Annotated in this window: 18 protein-coding genes; 11 read left to right on the plus strand and 7 right to left on the minus strand. The window is 48.7% G+C overall.

What is annotated here, in order from left to right; all coding sequences use genetic code 11:
* Window positions 1-9 precede the first annotated feature (9 nt).
* The 3 genes from truA to M0R47_RS05315 form a co-directional block, all read right to left on the minus strand.
* A complete protein-coding gene (gene truA, locus M0R47_RS05305) occupies window positions 10-813 on the minus strand; it encodes a tRNA pseudouridine(38-40) synthase TruA (RefSeq protein ID WP_292551335.1) in 804 nt (267 codons plus the stop codon).
* 24 nt (window positions 814-837) lie between these two features.
* Window positions 838-1344, minus strand: a complete 507-nt coding sequence (locus M0R47_RS05310) for a L,D-transpeptidase (RefSeq protein ID WP_292551339.1) — start codon at window positions 1342-1344, stop codon at window positions 838-840.
* Between the two features lie 96 nt (window positions 1345-1440).
* Window positions 1441-2442, minus strand: a complete 1002-nt coding sequence (locus tag M0R47_RS05315; RefSeq protein WP_292551342.1) for an integron integrase — start codon at window positions 2440-2442, stop codon at window positions 1441-1443.
* 168 nt (window positions 2443-2610) lie between these two features.
* Between M0R47_RS05315 and M0R47_RS05320 the strand changes: the two genes are divergently transcribed.
* Window positions 2611-4038: a hypothetical protein gene (locus M0R47_RS05320; RefSeq protein ID WP_292551343.1), complete on the plus strand. Its 1428-nt coding sequence runs from the start codon at window positions 2611-2613 to the stop codon at window positions 4036-4038.
* A 95-nt stretch (window positions 4039-4133) separates the two neighbouring features.
* Window positions 4134-4550, plus strand: coding sequence for a hypothetical protein (locus M0R47_RS05325; RefSeq protein ID WP_292551346.1), 417 nt, complete (start codon window positions 4134-4136; stop codon window positions 4548-4550).
* A gap of 9 nt (window positions 4551-4559) precedes the next feature.
* Here the strand turns inward: M0R47_RS05325 and M0R47_RS05330 are convergent, their stop codons facing one another.
* Window positions 4560-5891, minus strand: a complete 1332-nt coding sequence (locus M0R47_RS05330) for an IS110 family transposase (RefSeq protein WP_292551349.1) — start codon at window positions 5889-5891, stop codon at window positions 4560-4562.
* A 349-nt stretch (window positions 5892-6240) separates the two neighbouring features.
* Here M0R47_RS05330 and M0R47_RS05335 point away from each other — a divergent pair, with 349 nt between their 5' ends.
* The 4 genes from M0R47_RS05335 (at window position 6241) to M0R47_RS05350 (ending at window position 8876) form a co-directional block, all read left to right on the plus strand.
* On the plus strand, window positions 6241-6573 hold the full coding sequence (locus tag M0R47_RS05335; protein WP_292551352.1) for a hypothetical protein: 333 nt from the start codon (window positions 6241-6243) through the stop codon (window positions 6571-6573).
* A gap of 436 nt (window positions 6574-7009) precedes the next feature.
* Window positions 7010-7303, plus strand: coding sequence for a hypothetical protein (locus tag M0R47_RS05340; protein ID WP_292551355.1), 294 nt, complete (start codon window positions 7010-7012; stop codon window positions 7301-7303).
* A 689-nt stretch (window positions 7304-7992) separates the two neighbouring features.
* Window positions 7993-8544, plus strand: a complete 552-nt coding sequence (locus M0R47_RS05345) for a hypothetical protein (RefSeq protein ID WP_292551357.1) — start codon at window positions 7993-7995, stop codon at window positions 8542-8544.
* 86 nt (window positions 8545-8630) lie between these two features.
* A complete protein-coding gene (locus tag M0R47_RS05350) occupies window positions 8631-8876 on the plus strand; it encodes a hypothetical protein (protein ID WP_292551360.1) in 246 nt (81 codons plus the stop codon).
* 461 nt (window positions 8877-9337) lie between these two features.
* Here the strand turns inward: M0R47_RS05350 and M0R47_RS05355 are convergent, their stop codons facing one another.
* The 3 genes from M0R47_RS05355 to M0R47_RS05365 form a co-directional block, all read right to left on the minus strand.
* Window positions 9338-9829 carry a hypothetical protein gene (locus M0R47_RS05355; protein WP_292551363.1) on the minus strand — a complete coding sequence of 164 codons (492 nt, stop codon included), beginning with the start codon at window positions 9827-9829 and terminating at the stop codon, window positions 9338-9340.
* A 464-nt stretch (window positions 9830-10293) separates the two neighbouring features.
* Window positions 10294-11028 (minus strand): slipin family protein, encoded by a 735-nt coding sequence (locus tag M0R47_RS05360; protein WP_292551366.1) that lies wholly within the window; start codon window positions 11026-11028, stop codon window positions 10294-10296.
* Window positions 11028-12404 carry a nodulation protein NfeD gene (locus tag M0R47_RS05365; protein WP_292551369.1) on the minus strand — a complete coding sequence of 459 codons (1377 nt, stop codon included), beginning with the start codon at window positions 12402-12404 and terminating at the stop codon, window positions 11028-11030. Before M0R47_RS05365 ends, M0R47_RS05360 begins: the two co-directional genes overlap by 1 nt.
* Window positions 12405-12601: 197 nt before the next feature.
* Between M0R47_RS05365 and cobO the strand changes: the two genes are divergently transcribed.
* The 5 genes from cobO to M0R47_RS05390 all read left to right on the plus strand — a co-directional run bounded on the left by cobO (window position 12602) and on the right by M0R47_RS05390 (window position 15923).
* Window positions 12602-13138, plus strand: coding sequence for a cob(I)yrinic acid a,c-diamide adenosyltransferase (gene cobO, locus M0R47_RS05370; RefSeq protein WP_292551371.1), 537 nt, complete (start codon window positions 12602-12604; stop codon window positions 13136-13138).
* A 59-nt stretch (window positions 13139-13197) separates the two neighbouring features.
* Window positions 13198-13569: a hypothetical protein gene (locus M0R47_RS05375; protein WP_292551372.1), complete on the plus strand. Its 372-nt coding sequence runs from the start codon at window positions 13198-13200 to the stop codon at window positions 13567-13569.
* Window positions 13570-13733: 164 nt separating this feature from the next.
* Complete coding sequence (locus M0R47_RS05380) at window positions 13734-14057, plus strand: cold shock domain-containing protein (RefSeq protein ID WP_292551374.1); 324 nt, start codon at window positions 13734-13736, stop codon at window positions 14055-14057.
* A 97-nt stretch (window positions 14058-14154) separates the two neighbouring features.
* Window positions 14155-14820 carry a hypothetical protein gene (locus tag M0R47_RS05385; RefSeq protein ID WP_292551377.1) on the plus strand — a complete coding sequence of 222 codons (666 nt, stop codon included), beginning with the start codon at window positions 14155-14157 and terminating at the stop codon, window positions 14818-14820.
* Between the two features lie 44 nt (window positions 14821-14864).
* Window positions 14865-15923, plus strand: coding sequence for an AI-2E family transporter (locus tag M0R47_RS05390; protein ID WP_292551380.1), 1059 nt, complete (start codon window positions 14865-14867; stop codon window positions 15921-15923).
* Window positions 15924-15928 lie beyond the last annotated feature (5 nt).

Here is a 15928-nt window from a genome sequence, read left to right on the forward strand (position 1 = left end):
GTTTTTAGTCTAATCGTGCCGCTGGGCATCAACCGGCAATTTGTCGAACACCGGATGCTTGGTAATACCGTAATGTTCGGGATAATAAACCGCTCCCAGATACAGACCATAAGGAGGCGCCGTAACGCCGCCCAGCTTTCTGCATCTGAACTCAAGCAACTCTTTTGTCCAGTTTACATCCTGCTTACCGGCCCCTATGTCGATCAACACCCCGGCAATATTCCTGACCATGTGATGCAAAAAAGCATTGGCGGAAATATCGATAACGACCTTATCATCGTCCCGATACACATCAATAAAGTACATTTTCCGGCAAGGGCTTTTGGATTGGCAATTTTGCGCCCTGAATGTGGAAAAATCATGATGCCCGATCAAATGCTGGGCCGCCTGATGCATTTTATCGGCATCCAACGGACTGTGATGCCAAGTCACCTGATTGCGCAGCAGCGCCGATTTGATCGGCCGATTAAGAATGACGTAGCGGTAAAAACGGGCAATGGCGCTGTATCTGGCGTGAAAATCGCCCACCGCAGGTTTAACCCAGGTGATCCTGACATCATCCGGCAGATTACTGTTGCCGCCCAGCACCCAGGTATGCAGTTCGCGCTCCACTTTTGCGTCGAAATGCACCACTTGCTCGAGCGCGTGCACGCCGGTATCGGTTCTTCCGGCGCATTGCACGGTAACCTTATGATTGGCGACTTTCGATAAAGCCTGCTCCAGCGCCTGCTGGACACTGCGTTGCTCGGTTTGCCACTGCCAGCCAGAAAAGCCGCTGCCATCGTATTCAATGCCTAAAACGATACGCGACATTCAAACCCCATAACAAAAAAATAATTACTCATATATATAAACTTTAATTCCAACATCAATGTTGTTAAACAAATCCAGCACATCGGCATTCTTCATCCGGATACAGCCGTGCGATTCAGGCCTGCCGTTCATTAAGTGATCAGGACAGCCGTGGATATAAATATACCGCCAAGTGCTGTCAACCTTGCCGTAGCGGTTCTTGCCCGGCTCCAGGCCGCCCAGCCACAATATCCGGGTCAATATCCAGTCGCGTTGCGGGTATTGCATAACTAAATCCGCATTGTAAATTTCCCCCGTGGCGCGCCTGCCGATAAAAACTGAATTTAACGGCTGCCCTGCTCCAATCTTGGCCCTGATTTTATGCCAGCCGGTAGGCGTGCACTCACTGCCCATCAGTTGGCCCGCACCGTTTTTAGCCGTGGAAACCGGATAGCGCTGCACCGGCATACCATCCGCATAAACCGTCAGTTGCTGGCTGGCGATGCAAATATCCAGATAATCTTGCATATCGCCCACGCCATTATTTTTCATTTAACACCTACACCACATCCCAAACAGAACAAATTATTGCAATAAAATAACTCATCTTAAAAACGGCTATCCCGACAATCCGTCCACCCGCCGGTTTCAATCAACCTTGGTCAAAAGATCCAATGGGCTCAACACCCCTCTGCCGCCTTTATTCAAAACATGGGTATAAATCATTGTCGTGCTGACATCAGCATGCCCCAATAACTCCTGCACCGTGCCAATATCGTAGCCGCCTTCCAGCAAATGCGTTGCAAACGAATGCCGAAAAGTATGCGGCGTGGCCGCTTTAGTCAAACCCGCATCACGTACCGCCTGCTTAACTGCCCGCTGTATGGATTGCTCCGGCACATGATGACGGCGTACTATTTTAGTGCGCGGATCTGTCGATAATTTAGCCGCAGGAAACACATACTGCCAAATCCATTCTTTTGCCGCAGCCGGATATTTACGCTCCAGCGCAAAAGGCATAAACACCGCACCAAAGCCTTGCGTTAAATCGTTTTCATGCAGCTCTCGTACCTTGAGCAAATGCGCCTGTAAAGGCGCGACCAGCGACAATGGCAACATCGTCACCCGATCTTTAGATCCCTTGCCGTTACGAATTAAAATCTCACTCCGTTTAATATCAACATCCTGCACACGCAAGCGCAAACACTCCATAATCCGCATTCCGGTTCCATACAACAGACTTGCAATTAGCCACTGCGTACCAGTCAGCCGCGATAAAATCGCCTGAATCTCATCGCGATTTAACACTACCGGCAAGCGTTTAGGCACCTTAGCCTGCTCCACGTTACCCAACCATGGCAACTCAATTGCCAACACCTCTTTATAAAGGAACAACAACGCGCATTTGGCTTGATTTTGCGTAGAAGCCGACACTCGACCATTAACCGCCAAATGTGTTAAAAACTGCCCCACCTCAGCAGCGCCCATGTCACGCGGGTGTTTCTTACCAAAATGCAGGATAAAGCGCTTAATCCAATCCGTATAAGCTTGCTCAGTTCGGATACTATAATGCTTCAAGCGAATTTTGCCTCTGACTTGATCAAGCAACTTAGGCTCTTGCCTAGATAAATTCTCTGATGGGTATTGCATTTAATTTAGGATGTGCTAAATTTCTCTAGGTTAATGAAATTAAAGTAATTTTACATTTTTATAAGTAATTAGACAACAGTTTGACGCAATGTTTGGCGTCTATTAGGATGTCTAATATTAGTTAGATCACAGCGGCACCACACGCTATCGCACATAAGGAAAAAGTTAATGAATGGCCTCATTCCTAAGCCACAAATGCAATTGGTCGACCCGCAAGCTCAGATCATCGTAGATTTCTTGAAGAATATCGGATTACCTCACGACAACATTATTGCCGCACACGATCAAAGAGCAATCATCGGGCAGAACCTTCCTGGCTTTATTGAGTCTTTACCCGCCGAAGTCAAACAGGGCGCGAGGTATCTATCAAAATTCGTTGTGGGGGCTGGATTTGGCCTGTTTGACTATTCCCTAAATGCCATCTGGAATGAAGTTGTTCTTGACCTACATAAGAAGGCAATAGCCTATGGACTGGATATTTTTTACGACGCCGCTATCGGTGGAAAAGCAAGAGAGTTTTATCAAACCGAGGATGATCTTCGCTCCCTTAAGGACGCGGTGCTTCTTGATACCTGTAGAAAGCTAGAACTAATCAGCGATACTACACACAAGAAGCTCAAGCATATTCTTGATATGCGAAACGATATTGGCATTTCGCATCCTACTAACTACACCATCAATGCTTTTGAGTTGCTAGGTTGGCTGCAAACCTGTATTCAGGACGTACTCAATGATCGTCCGACGGAGGCCGCTCTTCAGGTGCAAGCATTTATTCAGAATCTGAAGACATACACCCAACTCCTTGACCCCGCAAATCTGGCAAGTATTGCAAACAAAATTAGCGCATTGGCCTCGCACCACTGCGGCAATATTCTACGAACCATGTTCGGTATTTACGTTGCTCCCGATACAGACCCGCAAGTACGCAAGAATATTTCTTTGCTGGCCGTCTCTGTTTGGAAATCGAGTAGTGACGATACCAAGTATCGACTAGGCTTGACCTTGGAAGGGTACAACACCAATCTCTATCGCGATAAATACCAACTTGGCGAGCAGTTCTTCCAATCGGTTAATGGAAACGCTTTTCGCTCAAACTCAGAACGAGCAATTATTGTTGATGGCCTAATTGATCAATTACTTGAGAAGCATAATGGCTGGGATAACTTCCATCACGAAGCACCCGTTGCAGATAGCATCTCGTCCTACATAAACGGACAACAGGACATTCTCCAAAACTTTGCGCCAAAGCTAATTAAGGTTGTCCTCATGTGCCGCATCGGCAGGGGTATGTCGTACTGCAATGGTGTATCACCTCGCGGCCGCGTCTACTATGATCGGCTCCTTGGCTTGCTTGGCGATCAGTTCACCCCGACTGCGCTAACTGCTCTTACACAATATGAAATTCAAGCAAAACTAGAGCGCGACGTTTGCCGACAACAGGCCTGTCTTGCGCTCGGAGTTTTGAAGGCTGGCGTTGTTAACCAACGACTACAGGAATGCATCGACTTTTTGATTGCAAATCTTCCTGCTACAGGAAAGGCTGTTTTTGACTCTCGATTTAAGACTCTTTCGTCCAGCTATATTTCATGGTCGTGATCTAACATGGCGCTCAACCGGAGCGCGGTTATAATGCGGTTTTGTTTTTCAGCTTTCCGAGCCGCGCCCGGTTAGCTCTACGTTAGGCGCATACGATGCGAACCACACTGCTCAGCTACCTCAGCGCCCCTGCCTTACTGGCAGTTGGCATCTTCGTGTTGGCTCTTGGGCGCGAACCCTTTGGCATCGAAATGTTCTTGGCCTATATTGTCAGCGGGTTCCTCTTTTACGCTGCGCCGCTGTTGCTGTGGGCTATCGTGGCAACATTGGGGAAATTCTCAGGAGTTGTGTGGCACTCGGGGTTCGTTGCTTCTTGTCTAGCGCTTGTGGTGCTAGCGGTTTTTTCGCTTTTCTTCCGCGACCCGTCTGGCCTCCCAATGCAATGGCTCCTTTATTGGCCTCTCGCTATAATTCTCCAGGTTATTTTCGCAGGTTCATGTGCCCTCTATGTCGCTCGTAAGCGTTCTAAGAAATGCGCCTCTCAAGAAGCTCATTTCAACCAACTGTTATAAAAAGCATTTTTAAACGCTTTCTGGCATAGGAGTTAACTGAAAGCCGATCTGCTCAGCACGTTTGGTTAAATTTTTAATGACTCGTTGGCGATATTTTTCTTCATAATATTCCTGACCTTGATCCACATATTCTTGCCCTTGGGTGAGCATCGCATAAATCAGCCGTGCCAGTTTATGGGCACAAGCGGTGACGGCTTTGGCTTTGTCCATGCGACCACAAAGTCTTCGGTAGTACGCCCCTAAAGCCGATCGGCTGGCGCGTAAATTTACCGCCGCCATTTTCAGCGCTTGCGCAGCACGGTTGGTGATGCGACTCGTTGCTGCCGAGATTTTCTTACCGCCGGATATTTTTGTTCCAGGACACAATCCCAACCACGAGGCAAAATGCTTGGCATCTTTAAAACGTGATAAATCAGCACCGGTTTCTGCCACCACCTTAAACGCGGTCGTCACATCAATGCCATCAATCCGCGTTAAATCCACACCGCACATTTGCATCAACAGCGTTCTGGCATCGAAGTTCGGCGCATTCTTGGACTTGCCACCGCGCCGCTTGGGTTTATCGGCTTTCAGATCGTTGCGGGCGAGGTCTTTGAGCATTTTTTCCAGTTGCCTGTCGCATTCCAGGATCTGTACGGCATAAGCATCGTACAAGGCCACGGCTTGTTTCAGGGCGAACAGATGCTCTTCCCGCCAGTTGCCCTGCAAGGCTTTGGCGATCTCCTCCTCACTGGCTTTGATGTGATGATTACGGTATTTTGCCAAGACCTGGCCATCACGTTCGCCTGCCAGAATGGCACGAATAATTTTCTGCCCCGTTTCGCCCACCACATCGGAAATCACTTCCGTTAGAAGTAGATTCATCAACAGCAAAGCTTTTTGAATATGCTGAATGTGCTTGGCTTGATTGCGCAGTAGCATTTCTCTTAGCCGAGCCACTGCCCGCAATGCACAATAGTCACCCTGCGGTCGAAATGCGCCCGACAGCAGGCCAAAACTCATCAACTGTTGTAACCACTGGCAATCCAGTACGTCCGATTTACGCCCGGAAACATTTTTCACATGGCGTGCGTTGACCAGATAAACGGTAAAACCCTTCGATTCCAGTAGCTCAAACAGAGGAATCCAATACACGCCGGTGGATTCCATCGCCACCGTATCCACGTCACACGCAGTCAACCAATCGGCCAGTGCATAAAGATCAGCGGTAAAACTCAGGAATTCACGCACGGGTTGCTCGTCCCTGCCTGGTGGCACTGCCACGAAATGGCTGGAGGCGCCAATGTCGATACCCGCCGCGTTGGGATGGGTGAGTTCAAAATGGTTCTTGATTTTGCTCATAACGATACCCCCCTATTAGAATAGGAAAAGCCTACATCACTGGGGAAACGTCTTGTGAATCACTCTCTCAAACGGGATAGTCAGGGAGCCTGACTTCACCAATAGCACCGACGTATTCCTAAACCACGCTAACATTCGGGCGCGAACGCACCATTGGCCAATCGGTATTTAGCGATGTAGACTACCTGGTAATTGTAGCACCGCCTCCTTGAGCTTCTTTAAAACACCTTCCGGCTTTAGGTGGTTACTTCGCTAACATGGCGCTCAACCGGAGCGCGGTTATAATGCGGTTTTATTTTTCAGCTTTCCGGGTCGCGCCCGGTTAGCTCTACGTTAGGGCTTATCCCAGATGGCATTTTGTGCTCAAAAATATTTGCCTGTTGGTTTTGGGTTGTTATCAACCATTGGCGCGGCCTTGCTGCTCTTCATCATGTTCAAGGCCGGGTGTGCTGGTGATCCAAAGGGCGGATCGTTTGGCAACCCAGTTCGCGCACTGCAATTGGAAAGTTTTGGCCTTCTTCCTTTGCTTCTCAGTGCGGCCTCAGGTGGCGCTGCAATTGGCTTGATGTCAAAATCAGTCCATCGCGTTGCACAAGGGTTAGCCATTGCAACTTTTACACTTTTTTGCTTATGGATGACTGGTGTGCAATTCGAGATATGGGGCATTCAATCATGCTTCTAACCCTAACCGAGCGCTCAACCGGAGCGCGGTTATAATGCGGTTTTATTTTTTCAGCTTTCCGTGCCGCGCCCGGTTAGCTTTACGTTATGCACACTTATGGTTCCATCCTTGTTTGGGAGGCATCTTTAGTACCGTTCCTACAGGATAGTAACTGTGTGGCGCTATGGCGGGGAATCGGTCAGCATTAAGAAATTTTATTTCTCCCCAGCGCGTCTCATCGCCAAGCTGCCTTAATGCAATCCCCATTACGCTTTCACCGGGGGTTGTGGTATATGTTTCAGTCATGTATAACTCTTAGTTTAACGCGACGGCGTTCAGCGTCGCGGTGCTGTCAAAAATTAGTGTCGCCGCGCTTTAACACGGCGTTAGGTGTTTCATGCGAGCTTTCCTAGCCATTTTCACCGCTCTGTTTCCCATGCTTGTACACGCTGAGGTTATGGACAAAGAGCCATCACTTTTTGCTGTATTACTTTTGGGATTGTTTGGTGGACTTCTGGCGTTTTTGGCCGCGCACCTCAAACCTTGGCTCTTGTTAGTTTTGTTGCCGGTGGTAGGTGCGTTTATCTATCTCCAACTCACAGAGCTAATGGATCCGTATGTTGGCCCAGCTATCGCAGCAGAGGCAGGCCGTTTATATATTGTTATTTCTTGGGCTGCACCGGTTTTAGTTTTTGCTGGCTGTAGCGCTGGGTTTGTTTGGAGGCGTCGCAATGTCAAAGTCAACACCTAACATGGCGCTCAACCGGAGCGCGGTTACAATGCGGTTTTATATTTCAGCTTTCCGTGCCGCGCCCGGTTAGCTCTACGTTAGAAAAACATGCGACGTGTCTTGCTTATAGCTATTTTTTTATTTGCCACCAGTGCCGTTGGGTTTGATAGGCAGCACTGGATACAAGTAGCTGGGGGCTCCTGGGAACCCGACGACACGATACTTACCAAAGCAGATGCAAAGTTGAAGCACAAGTTTCAGTCGCATGTCCGATACGTTGGGCCTGGCGACCGTTGGGAGGACTACACGTTTCAATATCAGGGAAGCAGACTGCCGACAGGTCAGAAAATTATTGACATAAATGCCTTCTGCTCGAATATTCCGGAAGAATGGCTCGCCCATTTTAAGCTCACAAGCGAATGGGTTCGCATATTCGGCGGTGGCGGTTGCCTATTTCGCGCGTACTACGATTCAACGACCGACAAGATATTCGATTTAAGGGTTAATGCGCCAAAATAGCGGATTGTTTGTAGTGAGATGCGAACCCCAACATATCGAACCCGCCGATGTTGGCCTTTTTTCATCTAACAAATCGGTCAAAGGGACGCGCCGCCCGTTGGCGGTTTTGAAGTTTGGTTTTTTATCAAGGTACGGTGGCTTCGCTTAAGCTTAGTGAGCGGCGCGCCCCTTACCGTAACGTTGGGCCTCTCATGTATAAGCTCGCACATCAATCCGGAGAAGAATGGCTTCCGCATTCCTACGCCCCCATATTTTCGACCGAAATTACTTCGGCGCAAACAAAACGGCTTGTTGCCGCTGTTCCTGGAGGTGATGTCTCCGTATTGCTCAAGCTCATCGAATGTCTCACGCCACCATTCTTTGTTCTTTACGTCTTGCACACTCCGCGCGGCGAAGGCAATCCCGGCCGTTATCAAAGTCCTTCTCTTGATCTTGGCGAACTTCGCACATTTCTTTCTCGTTTCGCGCCTTTCTTCGCCGGAGACGCACGCTTCGATCTTTGGGTTCATTCGCCGAGCACCAACGGCACGATTGTCTGGGATCGCCATAACCTCATTTACGGTTACGGCCCACTTGAATGCTTCAATCAAGCTCTCCACAGCCTTGGTTTCTCCGAAGGGGCACCTACCATTCCCAAACCACACATGCACCACTATCGCCAAGAGCTAGATGCAGAGGCTACGGCCATCCTGTCGGCATTTTCATGGCAGTATTCTCCTCTGCATTCCGAGGACGAACAGTGACCCCGAGGCCCAACCCATCATTCAACACGGACTGGCGCGATAAAGCCGCGCCAGCCGGTTAATTCAGGCGTTAGAGGTCTGCTCGCATGAAGATTTACGGTTACGCGGATGAAGGGCTGGAGCCAGCAGAAACGAAGCCATCTGAATTGGCTGAAATAACTCTTGTCGCAAACCCGAGCGAGCTGCGTCTTATCGCTCAGTTTTTGGAGAACTCTGCTCGCGGTATGGAAGAGCGAGGAAAGCAATGGGAACACGAGCATCTTTCAGACAAATACCGACAATTCGAGGACTTACCGCATTTTGTTGTTTTCAATCCGGAGGCAGAGCTTTGACCTCTAACATTGCGCTCAACCGGAGCGCGGTTATAATGCGGTTTTGTTTTTTCAACGCTGTAAGGTGGATCATGCGTAACGCTGTAAGCTGGATAACTGTAGGGTGGATTCGCCGTTAGGCAATCCACCATGATCGGAGCCGGGTAGGGTACGCATCGCGTACCATTTCCAGACCGTTCCGCCATTAAAATGCCCAGAAGGTACGCGATGCGTACCCTACCCATGACTCGCTGTGATCTAATCTGATCCTTGTTTGAATTTTTTAAGCAAGGATTTTTTATGCCCGACATTAAGTCTTGTAGGGTGGGCACATGCTGTTCGTGCCCACACCGGATGATGCAGATTATGTGGTGGGCAAAAAAAGCGTTGCCCATCCTGCAAGGCTCTAATTCCAATGAAAATACATGTAAGGTATTGTTTCATCTTTAAAATAGATCTACACCCGTTAATGACTGTATTATCTATTTGACGCTAGCTCGGGCGCCGGCATCGGAATCGACCGTGCCTGCTATACGGTTTAGCAAGTTGGTTTGTTGTGATCTTCTATCGGCTTGAGTTAAATCGATCATACCTTTAAGGTCTGAAAAACGTTTCTCAGCTTCTGTTAGGAGTTCTGCTGCTTTAACCGAATCGCCATCTTGTACAGCTGTTCGAGCTTTCTTCAGATAATCATTAGCACGGTTACGATTACGGTCGAGCTTATCATTAGCATTGATTTCTTTACTTAACTTTAATGCCTCTTTGATATCTTCAATAACGACATCGCTACCGGCATTGTCATTCAGAGCTATCAAGGCTTTAGTGACTTGACCGGCAGTCGCATCAATTCCTTCACTTGGAGTCATTCTGTTATACATACATGCCATACCCAAACAGATTTCAGCATTAGCCGAAAAAGATCCTAAAGAGAGTGCCAATGTAGTTGCTACGACTGCGGTTTTTAATAATTTCATGTAAGGTAATCCTTGTTATAGTTATTTTTATTAGGTCTGTAACCTCTTAGATATTAAGGAATTTAATTGGTTACATGGTTAATGTGAGCTTTGTCATAGCGCTTGTCAATATTAAATGGCTTAACTCGATTCCAGGCATTCAGCCGGGTACGCATCGCGTACCATTTTCAGACCGTTCCGCCAATAAAATACCCAAAAGGTACGCGGTGCGTACCCTAACCATGACTCGCTGTGATCTAATCTGATCCCCGCTTGGATTTCCAAGCGGGGATTTTTTATATTCGATCGATAATTGGGTGGCGGATTAGATAGATCTGGTTAAAAACCGCTTTGTTGCCGGCAAGCCCGGTAGGGGCGCATCGCGCCCCTTTTCGGTGTCCAACAGTGCCGAAAATTTTGATGTTCGAATAATGGCTTGGCATTCGTAAATGGTGCGCGGTGCGCACCCTACTTCGCTCTCGTTGTTATTGCTTTAAATTTTTCAATAGCTCCAGTGGAAACACGATAGTAGAAGATTTGTCGCCGGCAATTTCGGTTAATGTTTGCATATATCTCAGCTGAATCGCTTCGGGTTGTTCCGACAGTATTTTTGCCGCTTGCAATAATTTCTCGGCAGCCTGCATTTCCCCTTCCGCATGAATGACTTTAGCGCGCCGGGTACGCTCGGCTTCCGCCTGTTTGGCAATGGCTCTGACCATGCTTTCGTCCAGATCGACGTGTTTGATTTCAACATTCGACACTTTAATTCCCCAGGCATCGGTTTGCTGATCCAGACTGGTTTGAATGTCGATATTGAGGCGCTCACGTTCTGCCAGCATTTCATCCAGTTCATGCTGTCCCAATACCGAACGCAAGGTCGTTTGTGCCAGCTGGCTGGTGGCTTCGTAGAATTTTTCCACTTGTATGATCGCCTTCTCCGGTTCTATCACACGAAAATAGACGACGGCGTTGACTTTAACGGAAACGTTGTCGCGGGAAATCACATCTTGTGTCGGCACATCCATCACGACGGTTCTTAAATCAACCCGTTCCATTTGTTGAATCAGCGGAATCAAAATGATTAACCCCGGCCCCTTTACCTTGTAGAAACGGCCGAGCATAAAAATAACGCCGCGCTCATATTCTCTGAGTATTTTGAACGCACTGATCAGCAGTAACAGCACGATACTGATGAGGATGAAAAAGAAATTTGTAACCATCACTCGTTCTCCTGTGTTTGGATAGGTATAACCTGTAAAAGCAGGCCATCGATAGCGGTCACCCTGACTTTTTCATTTTTGCGCAAGGGCTGGTCACAGGATGCCCGCCAGTTTTCACTATGAATACGAACCATCCCTGTTCCGGTAAAATCATCTATCACCTCGCCTACCAGGCCCATCATTTCTTCCTTACCGCTGACAATCGGTTTATGTCTTGATTTTAATATCAGGCCGATAGCGATGATAAAAAAGACGGCGCTGCTCAAGGCAAAACCAGCGATTAGGCCCAGATTTATCCCGAACCCCGGTACATCGGTATTCATCAATATGATCGAGCCAATGACAAAAGCAGCAATGCCGCCCAGTCCGAGAATTCCGAAACTGGTCACAAAAGCTTCGGCAATCATCAGGGCGATCCCCAACAGGATCAGGCCCATGCCGGCATAATTGACCGGCAACAGCTGAAATGCGTACAAAGCCAGCACCAAACAAATACTCCCTATAGTGCCGGGAACAATGCTGCCCGGATTGGAGAATTCAAACACCAGCCCATAAATGCCGACCATCAGCAAAATGTAGGCTATGCTGGGATTGGTAATGACGGCCAGAAACCGGCTTCGCCAGTCCGGCTGAATGCTTACTATTTCGGCCTGCGCGGTATTTAACAGGATCTCCTTGCCGGAAACGTTGACTTTCCGGCCCTGCAATGACGTAAGCAAACCCGTTACATCTACGGCCACAATATCAATTACGTTCAGTTTTAGCGCTTCAGCAGCAGAAAGACTGGCTGCTTCACGCACCGCCTTTTCCGCCCATTGTTCGTTTCTGCCGTGCATTTTTGCCAAACCGCGAATATAAGCGGCAGAGTCATTGACCATTTTCTGAGTCATTGAATCAGGGAACGGTTTGGCTTTATCGCCATTCTTATCGGTCTTGTCTTTGTCGTCATCAACGTCGCCAAAACCACCGAATTGCACAGGCGTTGCCGCCCCCAGATTGGTTGCCGGCGCCATTGCGGCTATATGGCTGGCAAGGAGGATATAGGTCCCGGCGCTGGCGGCGCGCGCACCGCCGGGAGCTACATAGCTGATCACCGGTATGGGAGAGGCAATGATTTGTTTGATTATCCGGCGCATGGAAATATCCAGGCCTCCTGGCGTATCCATGCGAATCAGTACGGCCACGGCCCCACTGTCAACCGCCTTTTGCAGATTGCGTTCTATATAATCGGTTGTCGCCGGGCCGATAACATCGTTAATTTCAAGTTGTATGATTACCGACGTTTGGACGGGGTGACTATCCTTTTTCCCGGCATAAGCAGCTGTCACGACAGTCAGAAAAACCAGAAAAACAAACCGAATGTTCCGTATAATCATGGTCTTATCCACTCATTTGATATGCAGATGGTTTCAGTCTACTCCTAAGCGATATGTGCAGCAATGATTGAAAACCCGCTGTATTGGCAGCCGGTCAACTTTTAAGTTATCCCGGCCAAGACTTGTCGTATTTTGACGCCAATTCAGGCGATAATGCCGCGCTGTAAGACGTATTTTCAAATTAAGGAATAATGGTTATGAAATCCAGAGATAGACGGCGAGGGTTGGTAGTAGTCAATACCGGTTCGGGCAAGGGTAAATCTTCCAGCGCTTTGGGCATGGTGTTCCGTGCCGCAGGCTGGGATATGAAGGTGTGCGTCATTCAATACATCAAGGGGCAATGGCAAACCGGCGAGCAAAAAGCCGCCGAACGTTTTGATAATATCGAATGGCATGCGTTGGGCGACGGCTTTACCTGGGACACTAAAAATCCCGAGCAGGATGTTAAAACCAGCCGGGAAATTTGGGAGTTCAGCAAGGCCAAGATTCTGTCCGGAGAATTCGATGTGGTGTTGCTGGACGAGATCAATTATTGCTGCGGCTATAACTGGATTTCCGGCCAGGAAATAGCCGACTTCATCCGCAATGAAAAACCGGCCTGGATGCATTTAATCCTGACCGGCCGCAATGCGGCGCCCGAAGTGATAGACGTGGCCGATACCGTAACCGAGATGACTAAAATAAAACACGCTTACGAGCAGGGGATCAAGGCTGAACAGGGTATAGAATTTTAAGGTAAATACCCAGGGTAACCTGTAAAATGATGGGCAATTGTCACAATGAGGAGAAGAAAATGTCTGAAGCGCAAAAAATCATGATGGCTGTTGCAGCTGTTTTTGTAATCGGCTTTGTTATGGTCGGCTTAAGTAAAGAAGATCAACCGGTTGAACAAGTAGAAGCCGCCGCAAAGATTAGAAACAATGTCGCAATGCAAACGATGGCGAGTGAGAAATGCCCGCCGAAAATTAAGGAAGTCACAGGAGAGCAAGTGTTTTTCCCGTCTGAAGTAGAGGGCGATAAGGAAACTTATGTCACTTTGAAGTGGGTGGGTGAGAAGGCTGACAGCGGCGGATTCAAAAACGCATCGTGCACTTTGCATGCAGCGCTGGGCGGAATCTCTGAACTGATTATCGATGATAAGGTCATCATAAAGAAAAAAATGTAGGTTAAATTCCGGTGGATCATCCGGCTTGCAGGCCATTGGATTGATTCACCGGACAATATATCCGTTTGAGCAATTTCAAGACCAGACACTACAAGACTCACGCCCTTAACCTGCATTTATGTAGATAAGGCTAAATAACAAAAATAATTTTTATGACAAAGACAATGATTAAAGGAGTTTTAAAGACATGGAAAGAGGATCGGGGGTTTGGTTTTATTAGTCCGGATAATGGTGGAAAAGATATTTTTATCCATATCTCGGCGCTCAAAGGAACGAGCCGTCGTCCGGTAACAGGCGATGTTATCCATTACCAGGTTGCCAAAGATAATCGGGGTAAGTTTAAAGCGGTTAATGCGCATATTGAAGGCGTGGAAATTCTGGAGGGCAAAGCCCCGGGTCTGTTCCAAACCAGGAAAGGCATCATGCTGACAGCGCTGGCCATACTGGTTATTGTCGCGGTTGCCGCGGCTATCCATTTCGCGGCTTGATCATTGCGGAAGTTTTTCTACAAGCCTGGGCAACGATGTTGTTGCCCAGGCTTGTTGGTAAGCGGTTGAGTACAACGTCAAACGAGGTGTTGCGGCCATGGGGTTATATCTTTTTCTTGTCAGCATAGCCGCGCTGAGTCTTATTTATTTTGCGATCAAGGCTAATCAGGCCAGGCAACTTAAATATATCGAGCAATATTGTTTTCATAAAGGCATACGCCGCAAATTATCGCAAAAGCGCCCGCAGTTGACCGAGCAGCAGTTGGACATGGTCTTTCAGGGCTTGAGGGATTATTTTCTTATTTGTCACCGGGCCCGAAACCGCATGGTTTCGATGCCGTCCCAAGTCGTTGATGATGCCTGGCATGAGTTCATACTTTCCACCCGGATTTATGAAAGATTCTGTAACAAGGCGCTGGGGCGATTTTTACATCACACGCCCGCCGAGGCCATGCCTGCGCCGGCTCTGGCACAGCAAGGCATTAAGCGGTCATGGCGGCTGGCTTGTACGCTGGAACAGATAAATCCTAAAAAGCCGGTCCGGCTGCCGCTTATTTTTGCCATGGACGGTTTGTTAAATATCGATAATGGCTTTATCTATCAGTTAGACTGCAAAAAGAGTACAGCGGCTGGTTATTGCGCAAGCCATATCGGATGTTCTTCCGGTTGTGGCGGTTCGTCAGGCAGTTCAAGTGATGCCCCGGATTCCTGTAGTTCAGGCGATTCGGCGGGTTGCAGCAGCGGTTGCGGGGGCGGGGATTGAGCGGAGCTCATCTACACAAATATATATTGCATTGAGGGTTTGTAATGACCGATTCACAAAAATGGCTGGTTTTCGTTTTTATCGCAGGTTCGGCCTGGCTAATTTATCTGCTGGCGCCGGTGTTAATGCCATTTGCATTTGCTGCGATGCTGGCTTATTTAGGCGATCCGCTAACCGATAAGCTGGAAACGCATCGACTGCTATCCAGAACCAAGGCCGTGCTGGTGGTCTTTTCCGTAATGACGCTGGCTTTTGTGCTGGTTTTACTGCTGCTCGTCCCCCTTTTGGAGTACCAGGTCGAGCAATTCGTAAGCAGCCTGCCGGCCTATGTCTCATGGTTGAATGAGACTGTCATTCCGTGGACGCAGAGACGATTTCATCTGGGCATCAGGCCGATCAACCTCAGCCAGATCGTCAATCTTATTAAAAGCCATTGGGAGCAGGCGGGCGGTATCGCCGCGACGGTAATGAGCTCGGTTTCGCATTCCGGCGGCGTGATAGCCGAGTGGTTGATGAACCTGCTGTTGATTCCCGTGGTCACGTTCTATTTATTGCGCGATTGGGATGGGTTGGTTGCCAAGGTTCATGGTCTGTTGCCCCGCCGCATAGCGCCTGCTGCCGCCAAACTTGCTGCGGAAGTTGACACCGTGCTGGCGGCGTTTGTCCGGGGGCAGCTCTACGTCATGCTGGCCCTGGGATGCATTTACAGCATTGGCCTATGGATGACCGGCCTCGATTTGGCCTTGTTGATCGGCATGTTGGCCGGACTGGTCAGTTTCGTGCCTTATCTGGGGGCAATCGTCGGCATCGTTACGGCCTGTATAGCGGCGTTAGTGCAATTTCATGATTTGATTCACCTGGTGCCGGTCGCCATCGTTTTTATTGTCGGGCAATCGCTGGAAGGCATGGTGTTAACGCCCATGCTGGTAGGCGATAAGATCGGCTTGCATCCGGTCGCCGTTATGTTTGCGGTATTGGCGGGCGGGCAGTTATTCGGCTTTTTAGGCATCCTGCTGGCACTGCCTGTGGCTTCGGTCATTATGGTATTGCTGCGGCATGTGCATGATTTATATCGATACAGCGATTTTTACGCACGGGAATGAAGCTG

Source organism: Methylobacter sp. (genome assembly GCF_023227905.1).
Taxonomy (GTDB): domain Bacteria; phylum Pseudomonadota; class Gammaproteobacteria; order Methylococcales; family Methylomonadaceae; genus Methylobacter_A.

Coding starts and splice junctions, on each gene's coding strand:
- M0R47_RS05330 (WP_292551349.1), bottom strand. CDS start 5,891: ATGAGCAAAATCAAGAACCATTTTGAACTCACCCATCCCAACGCGGCG.
- M0R47_RS05375 (WP_292551372.1), top strand. CDS start 13,198: ATGTCTGAAGCGCAAAAAATCATGATGGCTGTTGCAGCTGTTTTTGTA.
- M0R47_RS05350 (WP_292551360.1), top strand. CDS start 8,631: ATGAAGATTTACGGTTACGCGGATGAAGGGCTGGAGCCAGCAGAAACG.
- M0R47_RS05385 (WP_292551377.1), top strand. CDS start 14,155: ATGGGGTTATATCTTTTTCTTGTCAGCATAGCCGCGCTGAGTCTTATT.
- M0R47_RS05360 (WP_292551366.1), bottom strand. CDS start 11,028: ATGGTTACAAATTTCTTTTTCATCCTCATCAGTATCGTGCTGTTACTG.
- M0R47_RS05320 (WP_292551343.1), top strand. CDS start 2,611: ATGAATGGCCTCATTCCTAAGCCACAAATGCAATTGGTCGACCCGCAA.
- M0R47_RS05365 (WP_292551369.1), bottom strand. CDS start 12,404: ATGATTATACGGAACATTCGGTTTGTTTTTCTGGTTTTTCTGACTGTC.
- M0R47_RS05390 (WP_292551380.1), top strand. CDS start 14,865: ATGACCGATTCACAAAAATGGCTGGTTTTCGTTTTTATCGCAGGTTCG.
- M0R47_RS05380 (WP_292551374.1), top strand. CDS start 13,734: ATGATTAAAGGAGTTTTAAAGACATGGAAAGAGGATCGGGGGTTTGGT.
- M0R47_RS05355 (WP_292551363.1), bottom strand. CDS start 9,829: ATGAAATTATTAAAAACCGCAGTCGTAGCAACTACATTGGCACTCTCT.
- M0R47_RS05340 (WP_292551355.1), top strand. CDS start 7,010: ATGGACAAAGAGCCATCACTTTTTGCTGTATTACTTTTGGGATTGTTT.
- M0R47_RS05335 (WP_292551352.1), top strand. CDS start 6,241: ATGGCATTTTGTGCTCAAAAATATTTGCCTGTTGGTTTTGGGTTGTTA.
- cobO (WP_292551371.1), top strand. CDS start 12,602: ATGAAATCCAGAGATAGACGGCGAGGGTTGGTAGTAGTCAATACCGGT.
- M0R47_RS05315 (WP_292551342.1), bottom strand. CDS start 2,442: ATGCAATACCCATCAGAGAATTTATCTAGGCAAGAGCCTAAGTTGCTT.
- M0R47_RS05345 (WP_292551357.1), top strand. CDS start 7,993: ATGTATAAGCTCGCACATCAATCCGGAGAAGAATGGCTTCCGCATTCC.
- M0R47_RS05325 (WP_292551346.1), top strand. CDS start 4,134: ATGCGAACCACACTGCTCAGCTACCTCAGCGCCCCTGCCTTACTGGCA.
- M0R47_RS05310 (WP_292551339.1), bottom strand. CDS start 1,344: ATGAAAAATAATGGCGTGGGCGATATGCAAGATTATCTGGATATTTGC.
- truA (WP_292551335.1), bottom strand. CDS start 813: ATGTCGCGTATCGTTTTAGGCATTGAATACGATGGCAGCGGCTTTTCT.